Below are 19,531 nucleotides of genomic sequence, written 5' to 3' on the forward strand. Positions count from 1 at the left end.
GGCAGGAGCCTGACTGATAGACCGAGGTGCATTCATCGCTAGCAGGCTAGCTCCCACAGTGGTTTTGTGTGTTGCACAGCATCTGCGTGGGAATCAGATCTGACAAAGCACTGGTGCGCGCCACAGATCCAGTGTGGGAGCTAGCCTGCTAGCGATAGAGGCGGCTCGGTTTCAGCTCAAACCCAGATGGCATCCCACAGCGGATAGTCGCCAATCTTCTGTACCAACCCTGCCCGCAAGGGATTGGCAATCACATAGCGCGCCACTTTCACCAGATCCTCCTCACGCCGCAACGCCCGGTCATGAAAACCCTTCTGCCAAAGCGTCACATTACGGCCAGTAGCCCGGTTCACCGCTTTGGTGCTCAGCGATTTTGTCCTCTGCATCAGATCGCCCAATGTTCCCTGCTGTAATTCAACCAACCAATGGAAATGATCAGGCATTACGACCCAAGCTAATGAATTCGCGATGCCTTGGTCGTGCGCATTTCTCAACTGTTTCACAACCAGCCGACTCAGTGTGAAATCATTGAACACAGGGACTCGCTGAAACGTATTGGTGGTCAGCAGGTAAATTCGATTGGATTCGGCGAAGCGGCCACGACGCAGCCGGTGCGAAGCGGGTAAGTCTGGCATTCCTTTGCCTCCCCATTAATTGATTATGGGAAGACTAGTTCGGCTGACCTGGTAGATATCTGCAGACCTTTGGCAGGATGTGTCTGGGAGACCGCAATCGCTAGCAGGCTAGCTCCCACAGGGAATTTCGGGGATTCACACTTGATGTGTCAGTCGCCAAATTACAGTCAAAAAAAAGCACCCGAAGGTGCTTTTTTTACGATGCTATCAGCGCGATACATTCGCCCGCGCCGTATGCAGCTTTTTATAGCTCTCGATCAAGCGCAAATGCCGATCCAGCCCTTCCAGCTTCATGCTAGTCGGCGTCAGACCGTAGAACCGCACGCTACCGTTGACCGAGCCAATCGCCGCGTCCATGCGCTCATCGCCAAACATCCGGCGGAAGTTGGCTTCGTAGTCTTGCAGTTCCAGATCTTCGTCCAGTTCCATCTCCAGCACCACGTTGACCGCTTGATAGAACAAGCCGCGCTCGACGGTGTTGTCGTTGTATTGCAGGAAGGCTTCGACCAGATCCTTGGCTTGTTCGTATTTCTGCAGGGCGAGGTAGATCAGCAGGCGCAACTCCAGAATTGTCAGTTTGCCCCAAGGCGTGTTGTCGTCGAACTCGATGCCGATCAGCGTGGTGATGTCGGTGTAATCGTCCTGTTCACTGTTTTCCAGGCCTTGGGCAAGGTTGCGCAGGCCGACTTTGCTGAGGTTGTGCAGGTTGAGGATGTCGGCGCGGAATTGCAGGGCTTTGTTGGTGTTGTCCCAGATCAGGTCTTCGACCGGGTAGATCTCCGAGTAGTCCGGCACCAGAATCCGGCAGGCCTTGGCGCCGATGTGCTCGTAGACCGCCATGTAGACTTCTTTGCCCATGTCTTCGAGGATACCGAACAGCGTCGCGGCTTCTTCGGCGTTGGAGTTTTCGCCTTGGCCGGAGAAGTCCCACTCGACAAATTCGAAGTCTGGCTTGGCACTGAAGAAGCGCCACGACACCACACCGCTGGAGTCGATGAAGTGCTCGACAAAATTGTTCGGCTCGGTGACGGCCTGACCGGAGAAGGTCGGCTGCGGCAAGTCGTTGAGGCCTTCGAAGCTACGGCCCTGGAGCAATTCGGTGAGGCTGCGTTCCAGCGCCACTTCCAGGCTCGGGTGCGCGCCGAACGAGGCGAACACGCCGCCGGTGCGCGGGTTCATCAAGGTCACGCACATTACCGGGAATTCGCCGCCCAGCGACGCATCCTTGACCAGCACCGGGAAGCCCTGCTCTTCCAGGCCTTTGATGCCGGCGAGAATGCTCGGGTACTTCTCCAGCACTTCCTGTGGCACGTCCGGCAGGGCCATTTCGCCTTCGAGGATTTCGCGTTTGACCGCGCGTTCGAAGATCTCCGACAGGCACTGCACCTGTGCTTCGGCCAAGGTATTGCCCGCGCTCATGCCGTTGCTGAGGTAGAGGTTTTCGATCAGGTTGGAAGGGAAATACACCACTTCGTTGTCGGACTGGCGCACGAACGGCAGCGAACAGATGCCGCGCTGGGTGTTGCCGGAGTTGGTGTCGAACAGGTTCGAGCCGCGCAACTCGCCGTCACGGTTGTAGATCTTCAGGGTGTATTCGTCGAGAATTTCGCTCGGCAGTTCGTCTTTCGACCCCGGTTTGAACCACTTCTCGTCCGGGTAATGCACGAACTCGGCATTGGCGATCTCTTCGCCCCAGAACTGGTCGTTGTAGAAGAAGTTGCAGTTCAGCCGCTCGATGAACTCGCCCAGCGCCGAGGCCAGTGCGCCTTCTTTGGTCGCGCCCTTGCCGTTGGTGAAGCACATCGGCGAATGCGCATCGCGGATGTGCAACGACCAGACGTTGGGCACGATGTTGCGCCACGAAGCGATTTCGATCTTCATGCCAAGGTCGGCGAGGATGCCCGACATGTTGGCGATGGTCTGCTCCAGCGGCAGGTCCTTGCCAGCGATGAAAGTGCCAGCGTCCGAGCTGGCAACCGGCATCAACAAAGCCTGGGCATCGGCGTCGAGGTTTTCGACTTCTTCGATGATGAATTCCGGCCCGGTCTGCACGACCTTCTTCACCGTACAGCGATCGATGGAACGCAGGATGCCCAAGCGATCTTTCTCGGAGATGTCCGCCGGCAATTCCACCTGGATCTTGAAGATCTGGTTGTAGCGGTTTTCCGGGTCGACGATGTTGTTCTGCGACAGGCGAATGTTTTCCGTGGGGATGTTGCGCGTGTCGCAGTACAACTTCACAAAGTACGCCGCACACAACGCCGACGACGCCAGAAAGTAGTCGAACGGCCCCGGTGCCGAGCCATCGCCCTTGTAGCGGATGGGCTGATCGGCGATCACCGTGAAGTCGTCGAACTTGGCTTCAAGTCGAAGGTTGTCGAGAAAATTGACCTTGATTTCCATGCGGGATTACCAGAATACGGCTAAACGAATGGCCGCCATTATCCGGTTTTTGCGCGGGAAGTCTTGCCCTTTCGGGATTGGCCGCTGATCGGCGCGCTGCACTCGGGGAGGCAAATCACGCGGGTTTCACTACGCTTTCAATGCAGTCCCCCAGAAGAATCTGAACATTGCCCCCGCGCCGTGGATCTAGATTCAGAAGACAGCGGATCAAGGACGAGCACATGGACCTTTCCAGCTATGCAGCCCCGCTTCCACCGCGCCAGAGCGCCGTCACCCGCCGCCTGGCCTTGGCGGTCGCTGCGCTGTTTGTCAGCGGCGTGATTGCCGCAACAGTAGCCTTGCTCGGCATTGCCGAACGCCTCGACAACGACGAGATCAATAAAACCCGCTTCTATTCCGCTCGCGCGCTGGAAAACCGCATCACTGCCTCAAAAAACTACATCACCAGCTACGCCAACTGGACCATGGCCTATGAGCATTTAAGCGGTCAGGTCGACATCAACTGGGCTTACACCGAGCAGAACGTCGGCAAGACCCTGTTCACCACCGACGGTTATGACGGCGTCTTCGTGCTGAACCGCGAAGGCACCCGCTACGGTGTAGTACGCGGGCAAATGGTCGATGCCGAGCTGTCCGCGTTTGTTCAGGTGAGCGCCACCGCATTGCTCGATCAAGTGCTGGGGCAAGCTGACCTGACCAAGCCGGTCAGCCACTATTCACTGTTCGAAGGCTGGCCGGCGCTGGTCTTGGCGGCGGCAATCATTCCCAACGATGAGCGGCCTCTCGGCGATCCGCAGAAAACCTCGGTGCTGGTATTTGTCGACAAACTTACGCCGACCAAATTGCGTCTGATCGGCAGCGGTTACGGCTTGAACAACCTGACCCTGGCACTGGACGACACACTCGACCCGAAACGACCTCGCGTGCCACTGGACAATACCGGTTACAGCCTCATCGCCGATCTGGAGCGGCCCGGGCAACATTTATTGTGGTCACTGCTGCCACCGCTCGGCGCGACGATGGTGGTGCTGATGCTGCTGACCGCGTACTTCTTCCGCCACGCCTTGCGTTCATCGCAGTACGTCGACCAGAGTTTTGCCGTCATGCAAACCGCCAATCTCGCGCTGGAAAACGCCAACCGTGAGCTTGAAGCGAGCGAAGAACGCTTTCGCGCGGTGGCCGAAGCCGCGTCGGACTGGATCTGGGAAGTCGACCGCACCCTGGCGCTAACCTACCTGTCGGCGCGCTTTAGCGCAGTGACCGGTTACCCGCAAACCCTGTGGCTGGGGCAAGACATCGGTCAACTGCTGTTTTGCGACACTACGCCTCTGGAACTGTGGCTGAGGAATCTCACCGAGCAAGACAGCGCCAGTGACTTACGTTGCACCTACCGTGACCACGCCGGCCAGCAACGCCACTGTCGGCTCTCCGCCCGGCCGATCTTCGACAAACACGCGGTCATCGGCTATCGCGGCACCGCCAGCGACATCACCGACGAAGTCGCCGCCCATGCGCAGATCCAGCATTTATCGATGCACGACGCCCTCACCGGCCTGCCCAACCGCAACAAACTCGCGCGTTATCTGGATGAAGCGCTGCTGCTCAAGGAGCATGCGCCGCCGCTGTCGCTGCTGATGATCGACCTCGACAACTTCAAACCGATCAACGATTCACTCGGCCATCCGGCCGGTGACGCCGTGCTGCAGGAAGTCGCCGTGCGCCTGCGTGAATGCACCCGCGACATGGACATCGTCGCGCGCCTGGGCGGCGACGAATTCATTGTGGTGCTCAATGGCATGGACAGCCACCACGAAATCGACAAGTTCTGTACCCGCCTGATCGGCAGCCTGCATCAACCGGTGGTCTTCGAGCACCATCCGCTGCAGATCGGCGCCAGCATCGGTATCGCGCTCAGCCGGCGCCACAGTTACTTGCCGAGCGACCTGATCCGTTACGCCGACATCGCTCTGTATCAGGCCAAATCCGAAGGCAAGAACACCTGGTGTTATTTCGAAGCGCACATGAGCGACCAGATCCAGACGCGCCGGCAGATGGAAGATGACCTGCGCCATGCGCTCAAGCACAACGAGTTCGTCCTGCACTATCAGCCGCGCTACAAGGTCGATGGCAAGCACATCGTTTCGGTCGAAGCGTTGGTGCGCTGGCAACATCCCACCAAGGGCCTGCTCGGCCCGGACCTGTTCATTCCGTTGGCGGAACAGACCGATCTGATCGTCCCATTGGGTCGCTGGGTGTTGCGTGAAGCCTGCGAAACCGCGCTGGGTTGGCCGGAGGACATCCTGCTGTCGGTCAATCTGTCGCCCGCGCAGTTTGCCGCCAGCGATGTGGTCGAGGATGTTCGCGAAGTGCTGGTGCAAAGCCGTTTCCCGGCCAGTCGCCTGGAACTGGAGATCACCGAGAACGTGATGCTCAACGACACCGACGGCGCGCTGACCACCATGAACGCCCTTAAAGAATTGGGCGTACGCCTGAACATGGACGACTTCGGCACCGGTTACTCATCACTCGGTTACCTGCGCGCCTACCCCTTTGACGGGATCAAGATCGACAAGCGCTTTATCGCTTCGATCAGCAGCGGCGCCAATGATCGCGCGGTGGTGCAGGCGATCATCGGCCTGGGCAAAGCCATGGGTCTGACCGTGACCGCCGAAGGCGTCGAGACCGAAGAGCAACTGGATATTCTCGGGGTCGATCAATGCAATGAGGTGCAGGGTTACTTCATGAGTCGGCCGCTCGACAAAGCAGCGTTTGCGCGGTTGCTGCAGGATTCCAGAGGTGCACAGTTGAAAGCGAAGAAAGGTCGTGTGACCTGAACGGCTACAGGGCGGATCCATCGCTGTAGCCGTTTGCGGCGGGTTCAACCGTTTGTTCGCCCCATATCCCCGGTGAACACATTGCCCGCATCCCGCACCAACTGCCGCCATTCGGCGCTGGTGATCAACCCCTCCTCCTCCATTTCATCGGCTGCCTTGAGCAGTTCGTCGTACTGCTGCTCTGGGTCCAGACGCATCTGCGCTTGCGTCGCCAGTTTTCGCCATGCCGCCAGTTTTTCTTGTTTGCGCTGATCGAACATTGGGCTTCTCTCGTGAAGGACTCTCTTGATAGAAAGAAACGAGATCGCGGTGGTTCAGCGCAGTCGACGGATGGACTGCTAACGGCGAAAGCTCTACGGACTAGAGCTTGTTCGCGATGGCGGTGGTTCAGTCCATGAAGTGGTCAACTGGAATGGCCTCATCGCTTGCAGGCAAGCTCCCACACTGTTTGTGGCGCACCCTGTGTTTGCGTACACCCGCGCCCCCTGTGGGAGCCAGCCTGCTGGCGATGGCGGTGGTTCAGTCCATGAAATGGTCGACTGGAATGGCCTCATCGCTTGCAGGCAAGCTCCCACACTGTTTGTGGCGCACCCTGTGTTTGCGTACACCCGCGCACTCTGTGGGAGCCAGCCTGCTGGCGATGGCGGTGGTTCAGTCTATGAAGCGGTTGACTGGAATGGTCACATCGCTTGCAGGCAAGCTCCCACACTGTTTGTGGCGCACCCTGTGTTTGCGTACACCCGCGCACCCTGTGGGAGCCAGCCTGCTGGCGATGGCGGTGGTTCAGTCTATGAAATGGTCGACTGGAATGGCCTCATCGCTTGCAGGCAAGCTCCCGCAGGGACTCTTCAGAATTTCTCCGCTACGCGTTTATACGGGTAATCCGGATCGCGGTACTTGCCGGGCTTCTGCCGTTTGGGCAACTCGATTTTCTCGCGTTTCACATCCTCGTACGGAATGCGGCTGAGTACGTCGGTGATGATGTTCAGCCGCGCGCGGCGTTTGTCGTTGGAGTCCGCCACCAACCACGGCGCATGTTCAGTGTCGGAGTGCTTGAACATTTCATCCCGCGCCCGTGAGTAGTCGTACCAGCGGCTGTAGGATTTCAGGTCCATCGGTGTCAGTTTCCAGGTCTTGCGACCGTCGTTGATTCGCGCCTCCAGCCGGCGGGTCTGCTCTTCGGGGCTGACTTCCAGCCAGTACTTGAGCAGGATCACCCCGGACTGGACGATCGCGTGCTCGACCAAGGGAATCGACCTGAGGAATTTGTCCGCCTGCTCGTCGGTGCAAAACCCCATCACCCGCTCAACGCCGGCGCGGTTGTACCAACTGCGATCGAAGATCACCACTTCGCCCGCGGCCGGCAGATAAGGCAGATAACGCTGCACATGCATCTGGCTTTTCTCGCGCTCGGTCGGTGCCGGCAACGCCACGACGCGGAAGACACGCGGGCTGACGCGTTCGGTCAAGGCCTTGATCGTGCCGCCCTTGCCCGCGCCGTCGCGGCCTTCAAAGACGATGCAGACCTTGACACCCTTGGCGATCACCCATTCCTGCAACTTGACCAGCTCGACGTGCAGCTTGCGCAACTGCTCAAGGTAATCCTTGTTTTTCAGCTTCGGACTTTCAGGCGCCTTGACGGCCTTTTTCTTGTCTTTTGCCATGACCGAACCCTCTCCAATAAATGCAGAAACAGAGTGTTGATTGACGGGGTGAACCAGACACGTGAGGTTAGTTCATGACGTGCTGTTTGCCATTGCCTGACAAAAAGCCAAATTGCCATGTGTTTCATTCGTTCTTTGTTACGTCGCACTGTTCATTGCCCGTTCTAGCCTGCCTGGAGTTTTCCGATGCCGTCGCCCAAATCCCTGCCCGCCGCTCTGCTCGGTCTGGCCCTCGCCTGTCCGGCGCTGGCCGAGACTCAAGGTCTGGAACTGGGGCAAGTGCTGATTTCGGCCGACGAGCAAAGCGGCTCGGACGCGAGCGTAGAAGAAGCCAAAACACGCCTCGAGCAGGTCCCCGGTGGTACCAACGTGGTCGATATGCGCCAGCCGTTGCAGGGCCGCGTGGCGAGCAATCAGGATATGCTGGCGTATCAGCCCGGGGTTTATGCGCAGTCGGCGGGCAATGAAGGCGTGAAGATATCGGTGCGCGGCTCGGGCATCAACCGGGCGCCGGGCGCCCATGCGTCAGGCCTGTACACGATGCTCGATGGCCTGCCACTGACCGGCCCGGGCGGCACGCCGTATGAATTGCTCGAGCCGCTGTGGGTCGATCATGTTGAGGTATTGCGTGGTGCCAACGGCTTTGATCGCGGCTCGCTGGCGCTGGGCGGCGCCATCGATTACGTCAGTCACACCGGTTACACCGCGCCGAAATTGCAAGTGCGCTACGCCACCGGCAGCCACGGCTATCAGCAGCGTCAGGTCAGTTCCGGGCAAGTGCTCGGCGACTTCGATTACTACGTGTCGCTGACCGATTCCAACGCCGACGGCTATCAAGATCACACCGCCAGCGAGAGCAAAGGCGTGATCGCCAACTTCGGCTATCGCTTCAACCCGAACCTGGAAACCCGCTTCTATATCCGCTACCGCGAGACCGACAACGACCTCGCCGGCCGCGTGACCAAGCACTCCATCGAGCATTCGCCTCGCGCAGCCAACCCGTCCTACGTGGCGCGCGATGACAGCCGCAAGCAGCCGGGCAGTACCTTCATCGGTAACAAGACCACCTACTACATCGACGACGACTCGAGCATCCAGACCGGCCTCGTCTACCACGATTATCCGATGGACCTGCGCGAAGGCCCGAACCGCTTGAAAGTCGCCTACACCGACGTCAGCGGCACTTTCGACTACAAGCGCCGCGACACGATCTTCGGCATGGAAAGCCGTAGCAACGTCGGCTTGCGCGTCACCAAACACTTGCCCAACGACGGCGCCAGCGAGTTCGTGCGCATTCCCACCGCGCCGAACACCGCCAGCTACGTACCTGGCACCCGCATGCGCAACTTCACTTATCAAGGTTCGGACACCGTTCTGCACTTCGGCAATGACCTGGAAATCGCCGACGACTTGTGGCTGACCACCGGCCTCGCCGCTATCTACACCCGCCGCGAAAGCGATGTGACCTACCCGCAGAGTGGCGGCAAAACCAGCATGAACGACTGGGACTACGCGCCGCGCCTCGGCCTGCGCTACCAGATCAGCCCGGATCTGCAAGTGTTCGGCAACCTCAGCCGCTCGGTTGAAGCGCCGCATCCGTGGTCGCTGATCTACAGCTCCAACGTGCGTTTCCCCGCTGGCAATGGTGCTGCGACCGGTACGCAAAAAGACCCGATCAAACTGCAAAACCAGACCGCCACCACGCTGGAACTGGGTGGACGAGGTGACAGCGCAGTCGGCGAATGGAGTCTGGCGTGGTACTACGCGCAGGTGCGGCATGAATTGTTGTCGGTGTTGCCGGACGCCAACGCTGTCACCCCTTACGAACTCAATGCCAGCCCGACTGTGCATCAAGGGATCGAAGCCAGTCTCAACAGCAAACTCTGGTCGGCGCCGGATGGCCGTCGGTTGAGTTTGCGTCAGGCGTATACCTTCAGCGATTTCCACTATCGCGACGACGACCGTTTTGGTGACAACCGCTTGCCGGGATTGCCGATGCACTACTACCAGGGCGAGTTGCGTTATGACTGGCCGCAGGGTTTCTTCGCGGCGGTGAATACGCAACTGGTGTCCAAAGTTGCCGTGGATTACGCCAACAGTTATTACGCCGATCCTTACGCATTGTTTGGCGCGACACTCGGCTACAACGCGCCGAAGGGTGACTGGCAAACGTGGGTGGATATGCGCAATTTGACCAACAAGCACTATGCGGCGACGGTTACGCCGGGGTATGACGACAAGGGACTGGATGCTGCGCGGTCTACACCGGGTGAAGGGATGGGGGTTTATGTCGGGGTTTCGTGGAGCTTGCTCTGACACCTACCCCTGTGGGAGCCAGCCTGCTGGCGATGGCGGCGTATCTGTTGCGAAGAATCTAACTGACCTACCGCCATCGCTTGCAGGCAAGCTCCCACAGTGATTTGCGCTGAACCCGAATTTTGTGATCTATAGGCAAACCTGTGGCAACAGGTTTGCCCGCGAAGGCGTCAGTCGAACCAGCGTCGATGTGACTGATCTATGCCCTGTTTCAGAACGAGTCACGGATGAACACCATGGATACCCAACCAGAAAACCTGCTGGAAAAAAGCCTCAAACTGGCCGCTGACGAACCGGCACATCGTCCCGAGTTCTTCAACACCCTGTTGAACTCGAACGTTTACATCCTCGGCACCGCCGGTGAAGCAGACGGCCACGTCAATCTCGAAGCCGGCAGCAACATCAGCATCGCCCATTGGCAAAAACCGGATGGCACACCGGTCATCCCGTTTTTCTCGTCACTGCAAACACTGCAACAGTCCATCGACAGCGAGCAGACCTACCTCGAAATCCCCGCCAGATCGTTGTTCGAAATCACACTGGGCGCCCTGCTCTGCCTGAATCCGAAGTCGACATATGGCAAAGAGTTTTTCCCGCAAGAAGTGCAAAATTTGCTCGCCAATGCCGTTGGCCAGACCGCAAAGCAACGCACGGTCGAAAAAGAAACCAATGTGCTGCTCGGTCAACCCGCCGAATACCCATCGCAAATGGTCCACTCGCTCACGCAGTTGCTCGCCAAACATGCCAATGTGAAGCGCGCGTTTCTGGCATTGATGCATGACACCTCGGTGGATGAAAAGCCGCACCTGATCGTAGGCATCGAGGCGGACGGCGATATCGAGCGGGTTATGCGTGAGGCGGGTAATGTCGCCGGGGATACCGCGCCGCAGGGAGAGCCGGTTGATTTGTGCCGGGTGTCCCAAGGTGAAGCCGGTCTGAGCGATTACTTTCTCAGGGAAACCACGCCGTTCTATGAGCGCAAGTGGGGCAATAAACTGCGTTCTTTCCTGGGGTTTGGTAAAGCGTGATTGAACATACACCGGGACCTTGGGTTCTGGACGAGACCGCCGAGGTTACGCGTCCGGACAGCGTGAACCTTTCGATCTGCTGCATGAGTTGCGTGGACTTTCGCGACTTGAATCAATACGTGAGCCGTGTGATTTCAGACAGTCGCTGATTTGATAAAACGACGACGTTTGCAGCGGAGCGCAACCCTCTCCAATGCCCACCCAGTCAGGAAAACGAATGAACTTCACCGATGAAATGGCGGCCGCTTTTCCTGCGGGCAATCCGATGCCTGCGCGCCTTCGCCAAGCGCTTGAGTTGTTGGAAGAACATGGCTGCGTGCGCAGTCACCGCGATGGCACGCGCTATATGACGCTGCATCCGGACCCTGCACACAGCGATGTAGCGACAACCGCTTTTTACCTGCCAGTACCTGCCGACACCGCCCGCTGGACTAACAGCGAAGATCCTGACGTAAACCAGCGCCTGACCCTGTTCCTCAGAACCGGTGGAGACGGCTCGTGGGCCGGGCTGTGGCTGGACGACAGCGGGCAACAGCGATTCGTCCATCTGGGATCGGGATCCGGGTCAACGATGCTTTGCGTCCTGACCGACACTATTGAGGACTTATTAAGGTTGCTGGCTATCGGTTACGACGAGCTCTGCTGGCCGGAGCAGTTTCAACTGCCCCCGGATGAAGTACGCGAAAAAGAATACGCCGAAGACGATTACCCTCCACCGCCTCTTCTGTTGCGAAGCCACGTCGAGCGAACGCTCGGGCTGAGCATACCGGCGCGAGCAGCGGATCTGGTCCGCCGTACAGAATGCATGGATGTGAGCGAATCGAACGACCCCTTCTGGAACTGGCTCAAGCAGGTCAGTCGGCATTAATGGCGACACTGTTCGATCACTTCCACTCCAAACCAGTCCTCCCATAGAAGGCACGTTGTGAATGACGTCAAACCCGACAATCGAAACACCTTGAATCGCGCTTGGTCGCTGTTTTTGCTGCTGACATCGACAGCTCTGCTTAACACGGGCTGCTCCCATGCCCCGCCACCGATCGAACGCGCCCCCTGCCTGGATGAAGGCCCAAGCCAGAGTGCCGCTTACGATGACTGCGTGGCGGACCGTAAGGACGCAAGTGATGCTGCACTCAAAGCCATTCTGGGCGATGCCCCTGATCTTTACACGCAAACGCGCCTAGCCGAGCCGGGCGAGGACACTTTTCAGGCGTCCGACTATCCGGACATTGCCAGTCCGATGAGTTACCGGACTGCTCGCTCAATTTCCGCGACGGAGCAGCAAGCGCTACCGTTCAAGGTGAGAGTCCGCTGGAACTACACCTCCAGGAAACTCCTGCCGCGACCTCGTGATCTTGTACGCATGAATGAGATGGAGGCCCTTTTACTCTCGGCCGCTGCGGATGACGGGCTTGCGAAGTGGGTGTGCACGGTCACTGGAGAACACCGTCGGGAGTGGATCTTCTACGCCCGAAGTGACACTGATTTCATGAGCCGGATGCAGACGCTGATGGCACCGAGCGGACCTTATCCTGTCGAGTGGAGCGGTCGTAAGGAGCCTGCGCGCAGTGCAAATGGAGCAAGCAGTGTCGACATCCGCATGACCCCTAAACGGTGTTTGGAGTGATGGACAGGGACGCTTGCGGCAGGGGCCGAAAATGGCGTTGTGCTGGATAAGTTGAAGAATGAAGCGCAGACCTAAAACGGCGCCATGAGCGCTCGCCTCTTCGCGGGCTTGCCCGCGAAGTCGGCAACTCATTCAGCCTTGCAACCACTGAAGTGGCGCTGAATGAGCGGCGTGCAGCGCTTACGCGCGCTTCGGCAGCTTCCAGTTCGGGCGAATGAAATGGCAGGTGTAGCCATTCGGAATACGCTCGAGGTAATCCTGATGCTCCGGCTCCGCTTCCCAGAACGGTCCCGCCGGTTCGATTTCGGTGACTACTCGGCCTGGCCACAGTCCTGAAGCCTCGACATCGGCGGCGGTGTCCTTGGCGATGTCGCGTTGTTCTTCGCTGAGGTAATAAATTGCGGAACGATAGCTGCGTCCAAGGTCGTTGCCCTGACGGTTGGGCGTGCTCGGGTCATGGATCTGGAAGAAGAATTCAAGGATCTGTCGATAGCTGATCACGGCAGGATCGAAGGTGATTTCAATGGCTTCGGCGTGGTCGCCATGGTTGCGGTAGGTGGCGTTCGGCACATCACCGCCGGTGTAACCGACGCGGGTCTGCAACACGCCGGGATAGCGCCGCAGCAAATCCTGCATGCCCCAGAAGCAGCCGCCAGCGAGGATGGCGGTTTCGGTTTGAGTGGTCATGGGTTGTCGTTCCTTTCGCAAGGGTTGGGTGTAGAGACTGTTATGGGGGCGTGTTGGCCGATTCCAACGGGGGTGCGCAGAGAACCGGTGTTTCAACGTTTGATCGCAAGTCCGACCGTGACTACGGCTTAGGAATTGCCGGAAGCCTTACCTCAGACATAGGTTCCGGGACAACAGTTTCGTACCCTTTTAAATGCTCCATCAGTTGCTGGTATTTCTGGAGAGGAATGGTTCTGGCCGGTTTCTGCAAATCGTTGCCGAAGAAGTTTTCCCAATGCCCGATCAGCACCTTTTTCGGCCGTGTGACACGCAGCAGTCCAATAGGGTAGTACGCGACTTTGTCCCAACTGGCAGCACAGAGAATTTCAACATCAAAGCCTTTACTGTCGGCAATGACTGGAGGAAATCCCCACGGTGGATCAGCGGCGCTGTCCTGATAATGAATGCGATAAACCGGTCGCCCGCTATCGTCGAGCAGATCAATCACCCACGCCAACGTCTTGTGCCCGTTCTTCCAGTCGAAGATAGAGGTCGGGATCTGCTCAAGATCCCTGTCATAGCCCCCAGGTAAAAGGTTCTGACCGAAAATGTGTGGCGCATGCATGCTCTCGACAGGCATCGCGCGAATCCTTCCGCGCGGCATGCCACCCGGTAGCTCCAGAGGGTTTGCGCCATCCCTCAAATATTGGCCTGACGAATAGAACCATGTGCCGGGCCAGCCCGGGTCTTTGTGATTGCTGATTTGCGCGCGGCCCGGCACCACTGTGGTCGGTTTGGGAGTGTAAGCCTGCAAAATATGACGGACCGTTTCCGACCCGTAGATCACCGCATTGGGTGCCTGGACATTAACTACGCGAGCGACGTCGAGCAGGTGATCGTAATGTGCGTGGCCGACCAACAGCATGGTCACATACTGTGCGTCCGGCATGTTTCGATCAATTTTCTCCGGGTCGGACTCTACCGTCAGTGGAGGAACTCCCAGAATCCCCAAGGTCGCCGGATTAGTGAAAGACGGTGCCAATAACAGACCTTCATCTTTCCAGCGCAACAGCCAGCCACCAACACCCAGGAATTTGATTTTAGGCTCGGGCAGGTTGTGATCATCGGTTACCCGCAGCCCTTGTTGCTTGGGAGCATAGGTACACGCTGCGAGCGTCAGCAAGACCAGCAAAATGAGTGTGCGCATAATCGAGGCATCCTCGATGCAGCTATCATTGGTTGCGATCAACCAGGCATTCCCCTCGCGGGGAATGTCTGGCAATCACGCCGCCTAAAGCCGTCATCGAACCCGGCTCAAAGTTTCCCTTTTAGCGCCGGTTTGGTCGAGTTGTCTGTGGTTCTGAAGATGCTGAACTCGATAGGCTTCCCACTGGCAACGGTGATACTCATGACGTTCGAGTGGGCACCATAGAACGTGTTTTTCCTGATCGTAGACTTGTATTGAAACCCTGCCCCGGTCACCGTCCTGGGTGACTCGTAGTAAAACTCGAGAGGCAGGCTGGGCGTAAATTGATTGATGGGGCTGGACATGAGTTCATGAACAACGGCTTTGTTCCCTGAACTGTCTGTTATATCCATGTCGGCGCAGTACGAGGTGTGCATGTCGCCCGTCAGGAATACCACATCGGTGATGCCATTCTTCAGAATGTGCCCGAGGATCTTTTCTCGTTGAACCTTGAAAGCCGGGTCACACCATTTGTCCTGTTCCGGATTCTTTACTTCCCCCACAAAAGGCACGCTGGTAACGATGAACTTGGTGCTGTTCTTGTGCTGAGTCAGCCAGTTGAGCAGGATTTTGAGTTGCTTGTCGTCAATCATCTGCTCAAGTGCTGCGATGCGTGAAGTGCGCGTATCCAGCACGAAGAATTGAACGTCGCCATAGCTGAAAGCATAAAAGTACTGGTCCGGCGATCCCAGCGTGACCGGGTTGTGCGAGTGCTGGAATTCCCAATAGGTTTTGAGTGCGATACGCGGCAAGGTACTACCGAGCTCTCCGCTACCGTGCTCGTAGTTATTAATGATCTCGTGATCATCCAGAATCATGTAATGCGGCAATTCAGTCAGTACTTTTTTCGCCGGAATGCAGTCGTCCCAGGCGTCCAGATACTTGTCCCGAAAATGCTCCAGACTGGCCTCAGGCTTGAAAGGAATATCGGCATAGATCTGATCGCCCGCATGGATCATGAAGCGAGCCTGCGTTTTTGCCGCCACTCTGGAGATCGTTATCCAGGACTGATCCGGTCGTTCCAGAATTCCCAATGAGTGCAGGTTGCAAGAGCCCAGCAAAAAGGTGAAGGGTTGCTTGGCGGTTTTCGGAAAGGTTTTGAAGCCACCTTCGGCGTAGGCATCCCTGACGCGTGCATCGACCGGGTCTTTGAGCGTTTTCCCGAAGGCTACCTTGACCTTGTAATCAGTGTCGGCAGCCAATCCGGTGAACTCATGAACGTGAGTGAAAAACTCGGATTCTTCGGTAATTATTGAACGCTCATCCAGTATTTTTTTGTTGGCAGGATTGATCAACTGGACGAAAACCACCGGCCAGCGCGCTGATGCTCTCATCCAGACCTTTGCGGAAGTGTCTGTCGTGTGTCCCAGAATAAGCCTTGGCATTTAAATATTCCTTTTGTAGGCGTTCCCTAGCTTTCCCGGTCGTTGTCGACCAGGTTCACAGGCGCTGAGGATGCTACGAATCGAACGGCTTGTTCTGGTGAGCAAATGGCTTCGTTACATGGTCAAATACGCGCTTGGGTGGATTGTAGATTCCCGTATGGTTTGTGCCAGTTTGCTGCGAAAAGCACCATTTGTACCGTAGGGCCAGCGCAAAGGCTTGTAGCGTCGAAACAACCTTATTCTCTAAAAGCAGATCGCATTCAGGCAGCGAGCTGCTTTACTCCAATGACGGACAGGCATCGGAGGCGAATATGGCGAGCAAGGTAGTGGATCTTGTACGGGGCAGTTCGTTTTTTACTTACTGGTTGCGTACTACCACACCCACCTCTACGGGCCAGGCGACTTCATCAATCAGGATCATTTCTTTTTAGGAGCAACCCCAAAAGCACTAAAAGGACTTACGACAGGCGCCGCTATTTCCGGAACACCGATACCAGCGACCGAGTCGGATATTTCAGCCCTGAATGCTGCATACGAACGCATGATCGACTTTGGCTTCATTCTCCTTCATCAATCGGAGACTCTTCGCCCTAGAACTACTCCAGGAAGCGGGTTGTTCAAAGTAAGGGTCTGGATAGAACCCATGGACCGAGAAAACAATCTTGCTGAAATTGAGTCGGTTACCTACCGGGTCTGGGAAGATTTACCGCAACCCGTAATCGCTTCTTCAGATCAGAAATCGTCTTTTGACCTCTGGTTAAAAATCTACGGAGAGTTTCCGGTATTGGCCGTGGTGAGGAAGAAAAATGGCGAGACGTTCCATTTGATGAGGCACATCGACTTACCTGGGCGCCCTATGGACTGACGGAGAAAAGCAAAGCCGACATCGGCTTCGAGTCCTGTTCACCCAACGTCTACTGCAAAAACAGCTGCATCACCGCCGTCTAAACCGCCACTTCGAAAAACTCCGCGCCCTCATGCCACCCGAAGTCCTCACCACCGTACACCCCCTGCAAATCCGCCCCGCTCGCGGCCTGGTCGCCTTCACCGCGTACACCTACGATGAATGCGACAACGACGCCTACAACGAAATCGCAGTGTCGATCTTCACCAGCAAACCCGCCATGCCTCCAGCCGAAACGCCGACGCGGTAACGACTACTGTTGGCGATGAGAGTTTGTCACGTTATCTGCGGGCGTCGGGGCTGGGGAAAGACGCTGAAGTATGAGTATGTGCCGTCATTTCAGAGTGCACTGTACGCCCCCAAATCCCTTGGGTTATTCAATGCGCGCTGGCCCAAGGGATTGACCGAAACGAGCGTCGGCTCCTGACTGACCGGGAAAAGTTTATCGCCAATCCAAAAACCAAGACTGAAGAACTACTGGTGAATGCAAGAGAATCGCTCGGTTCGGCTTCGGTGATGCTTGGGGATGTAATCGGGTTGGTCACGGACCGGCACGCAAGACACTGCAAGGCATTGCGCAGGCGGTAATGCTTGGGGAGTTGGCGGTGAATCGGGCGTTGGATAACGTAGTGCCAGCGGAGTAATGAAATCCCTCCATGACGGTGAGGATGTCGTCATGGAGGTCGACCAGACAGACCCACCAAGACAGAAAAGAAATCAGCCCCCTTTTTTCTCGTTTTCGATCTACATGCCCATCAGTGCCGTCAACATGCGTCGAAGCCGTCGGCGAGGTTGGTGGGGAGGGCGTTGATTTTGTGGAGGGGTTGAAACGTTTTTACGGGTGTCAGGCCTTGGACGGCTGGCATTCCAAACGACCTGTTTAAAAGCGTTCCGAAATACTTCCAGCAGGCTACAACGCCTTGCGCCGTTGCCTACGACTACGCCAGAATCCGCCGGCTTGTGCGCCGGGTGGGCGGGTTCTATCGTGGGTCGGTCACTGAATAGCAGTGATCGGGTTTGGTAGCTCGTGTATACAAGGTGCGCAATTTCACTATTGGCGAAAGTCTTCGCCTGGCTTTTATGGTGGTCATGCGCAGGGCGCTTTCGAGCGCGCCGGTTTTCCTTGTGTCCCGGTCTACCAACCTGTGCATGGCCGCCACCCATCGTTTGGTAGCGAGAGGGTGATGGCTCCTTTTAAGCGACACAAGGGAGTTACATCATGTTCAAAATCACACCGAATCCGCCAGAAACCGATCCGATTGCGGGCGACGAATCCCCAGACGCCAAGAAATTCAACGAAGCCGTCGACCGCGCCCTCTCCCATTACCTCGGTCCCGCACCAGAAATCATGGGCCCCCCGTACCAAACCAACACGATGTTTATCGCCAATCCAAAAACCAAGACTGAGGAATTGCTGGTGAATGCCAGTGAATCGCTCGGCTCAGCCTCTGTAATGCTGGGCGATGTTATCGGGCTGGTTCACGGACCGGCACGCAAGACACTGCAAGGCATTGCGCAGGTGGTGATGCTTGGGGAGTTGGCGGTGAATCGGGCGTTGGATAACGTAGTGCCAGCGGAGTAACGAAATACCTCCATGACGGTGAGGATGTCGTCATGGAGGTCGACCAGACAGACCCACCAAGACAGAAAAGAAATCAGCCCCCTTTTTTCTCGTTTTATTGCCGTAAGCAACTCAGGGCGAAAGCCGAATACAGAGGGTACAACGGCAATGTGGTGTTTCCCTGGTTTTCAGGCTTTGGCGGGCTCTGAAGTGATCGGACGCAGGTTCGAATGGCCAAGAGCTGGAATGCAGTGCAACAGCCACGAAGGTTCGCGCAAGAGGCGCACGCCGAATCCATCTCTATCCAACCGCTAGATCGGAAATACCGGAACCTGACCTCCTCTGATTTCAATTTCATGTTCTGAGTAAAACGCCACCGCCCCTTTGCACTCTGCGACCGGGCGGTGGCCTTTAGAATTGGGCTTGAGGAAAACGTCCGCTTTACCTGCGACAACAACTCTCGCTTCAGCGGCCCCTCTGATCGCTATGGCAACTTCATCGCCTCCGGGCGAGCACGCAAAGTTGCAGGCGTAAATGCCAATACCCAATTTAGGACCAAACAGATTCTTCAACAGCACGCCAAATGATTCCGGATTGATAAAATCCTTTCCGGATTCAGACCGGCCCAGCACTGCAGCAAAATTTCTCTTTACAAATATTTCGTCCGCATTACCCAGCCACATTTGCCCGATATAACCATGTGTGACGATCAGTACAGTGTCGATCCAACCGTCAGCCACCTCTGCCACGCTGGTCAGTTTTACAACCAGCTCTTCATATGTGCCATCGGCATGAACCAGGTGCGACACGCCTGAAAACGTCTCAACATAGCTCTCGACACCTTTAGCAAAAGCGCTGCCCGAGTTGCCCTTTTTGGTCTCTTCTGAAAAATCGTGGTAGATCACCACTATTTCACGCTGATAAGGATCGACGAACTCCTCCTCATCAATTCTGAATTTGAAATCCCCGCGAAAAGCGGCATAAGCAGGCACCAACTTTTCTTCGTTTTGTTTGAAAAATACAATTAATGCTCGCCCGACAACGACCGACTCTTTTTCGGTTTCTGCGACCCAGGGCGTGCCTATCAACCAATCGGTTATCTTGTTGACAGGGTCTAGAACCGCCAGTTTTAGTGTCGTAAACGGGATCAGTGCTTCGCTCCCGTCAAGCATGTTTTTTATGACGACGCCGGCTTTGACTTTTCTTTCGACAACTGCATTCCAGCAGATCATGTGAAGCTCCTTGAATAAGCGTGTAGTCGA

General features: G+C 56.7%; 15 protein-coding genes and 2 pseudogenes. 9 read left to right on the forward strand and 8 right to left on the reverse strand.

Going from position 1 to position 19,531, the window contains the following annotated elements:
- Positions 1-176 precede the first annotated feature (176 nt).
- Both BK670_RS13405 and BK670_RS13410 read right to left on the reverse strand, forming a co-directional pair.
- Positions 177-635: an REP-associated tyrosine transposase gene (locus BK670_RS13405; protein WP_123450180.1), complete on the reverse strand. Its 459-nt coding sequence runs from the start codon at positions 633-635 to the stop codon at positions 177-179.
- A gap of 207 nt (positions 636-842) precedes the next feature.
- A complete protein-coding gene (locus BK670_RS13410; RefSeq protein ID WP_123450181.1) occupies positions 843-3,038 on the reverse strand; it encodes an OsmC domain/YcaO domain-containing protein in 2,196 nt (731 codons plus the stop codon).
- Positions 3,039-3,259: 221 nt separating this feature from the next.
- On the opposite strand from BK670_RS13410, the gene BK670_RS13415 reads away from it, so the two are divergent.
- Positions 3,260-5,872, forward strand: a complete 2,613-nt coding sequence (locus BK670_RS13415; RefSeq protein ID WP_123450182.1) for a bifunctional diguanylate cyclase/phosphodiesterase — start codon at positions 3,260-3,262, stop codon at positions 5,870-5,872.
- 44 nt (positions 5,873-5,916) lie between these two features.
- Here the strand turns inward: BK670_RS13415 and BK670_RS13420 are convergent, their stop codons facing one another.
- Both BK670_RS13420 and ppk2 read right to left on the reverse strand, forming a co-directional pair.
- Positions 5,917-6,132, reverse strand: a complete 216-nt coding sequence (locus tag BK670_RS13420) for a hypothetical protein (RefSeq protein ID WP_123450183.1) — start codon at positions 6,130-6,132, stop codon at positions 5,917-5,919.
- Between the two features lie 588 nt (positions 6,133-6,720).
- On the reverse strand, positions 6,721-7,536 hold the full coding sequence (gene ppk2, locus BK670_RS13425; RefSeq protein WP_123450185.1) for a polyphosphate kinase 2: 816 nt from the start codon (positions 7,534-7,536) through the stop codon (positions 6,721-6,723).
- Between the two features lie 186 nt (positions 7,537-7,722).
- Here ppk2 and BK670_RS13430 point away from each other — a divergent pair, with 186 nt between their 5' ends.
- From BK670_RS13430 to BK670_RS13445, 4 genes are all read left to right on the forward strand, one after another.
- On the forward strand, positions 7,723-9,852 hold the full coding sequence (locus BK670_RS13430) for a TonB-dependent receptor family protein (protein ID WP_123450186.1): 2,130 nt from the start codon (positions 7,723-7,725) through the stop codon (positions 9,850-9,852).
- Positions 9,853-10,088: 236 nt separating this feature from the next.
- Complete coding sequence (gene sseB / locus BK670_RS13435) at positions 10,089-10,880, forward strand: enhanced serine sensitivity protein SseB (protein ID WP_259697564.1); 792 nt, start codon at positions 10,089-10,091, stop codon at positions 10,878-10,880.
- 217 nt (positions 10,881-11,097) lie between these two features.
- On the forward strand, positions 11,098-11,748 hold the full coding sequence (locus BK670_RS13440; RefSeq protein ID WP_123450190.1) for a hypothetical protein: 651 nt from the start codon (positions 11,098-11,100) through the stop codon (positions 11,746-11,748).
- A 57-nt stretch (positions 11,749-11,805) separates the two neighbouring features.
- Positions 11,806-12,507 (forward strand): DUF695 domain-containing protein, encoded by a 702-nt coding sequence (locus BK670_RS13445; protein ID WP_123450192.1) that lies wholly within the window; start codon positions 11,806-11,808, stop codon positions 12,505-12,507.
- Between the two features lie 180 nt (positions 12,508-12,687).
- Here the strand turns inward: BK670_RS13445 and msrA are convergent, their stop codons facing one another.
- From msrA to BK670_RS13460, 3 genes are all read right to left on the reverse strand, one after another.
- Entirely contained in the window at positions 12,688-13,194 is a 507-nt protein-coding gene (gene msrA, locus BK670_RS13450) for a peptide-methionine (S)-S-oxide reductase MsrA (RefSeq protein ID WP_123450194.1), read from the reverse strand.
- Positions 13,195-13,315: 121 nt separating this feature from the next.
- A complete protein-coding gene (locus BK670_RS13455) occupies positions 13,316-14,422 on the reverse strand; it encodes an MBL fold metallo-hydrolase (protein ID WP_259697565.1) in 1,107 nt (368 codons plus the stop codon).
- Between the two features lie 65 nt (positions 14,423-14,487).
- A complete protein-coding gene (locus tag BK670_RS13460) occupies positions 14,488-15,804 on the reverse strand; it encodes an alkaline phosphatase D family protein (RefSeq protein WP_123450197.1) in 1,317 nt (438 codons plus the stop codon).
- A 643-nt stretch (positions 15,805-16,447) separates the two neighbouring features.
- On the opposite strand from BK670_RS13460, the gene BK670_RS13465 reads away from it, so the two are divergent.
- From BK670_RS13465 to BK670_RS13480, 4 genes and pseudogenes are all read left to right on the forward strand, one after another.
- Entirely contained in the window at positions 16,448-16,669 is a 222-nt protein-coding gene (locus tag BK670_RS13465) for a pYEATS domain-containing protein (protein ID WP_123450199.1), read from the forward strand.
- A gap of 2 nt (positions 16,670-16,671) precedes the next feature.
- Positions 16,672-17,135, forward strand: a pseudogene (locus tag BK670_RS13470) (hypothetical protein); the annotation flags it as partial.
- Positions 17,136-17,149: 14 nt separating this feature from the next.
- Positions 17,150-17,352 (forward strand): annotated as a pseudogene (locus BK670_RS29945) (DUF6124 family protein); the annotation flags it as partial.
- 575 nt (positions 17,353-17,927) lie between these two features.
- The gene (locus BK670_RS13480; protein ID WP_123450200.1) at positions 17,928-18,290 is read left to right on the forward strand and encodes a DUF6124 family protein; all 363 of its coding nucleotides are present in this window, start codon (positions 17,928-17,930) and stop codon (positions 18,288-18,290) included.
- 290 nt (positions 18,291-18,580) lie between these two features.
- Here BK670_RS13480 and BK670_RS13485 read toward each other — a convergent pair whose 3' ends face one another.
- On the reverse strand, positions 18,581-19,501 hold the full coding sequence (locus BK670_RS13485) for a hypothetical protein (RefSeq protein ID WP_123450202.1): 921 nt from the start codon (positions 19,499-19,501) through the stop codon (positions 18,581-18,583).
- Positions 19,502-19,531: the final 30 nt, after the last annotated feature.

The sequence above is a fragment of the Pseudomonas fluorescens genome (assembly GCF_003732425.1).
GTDB classification, from domain to species: domain Bacteria; phylum Pseudomonadota; class Gammaproteobacteria; order Pseudomonadales; family Pseudomonadaceae; genus Aquipseudomonas; species Aquipseudomonas fluorescens_BE.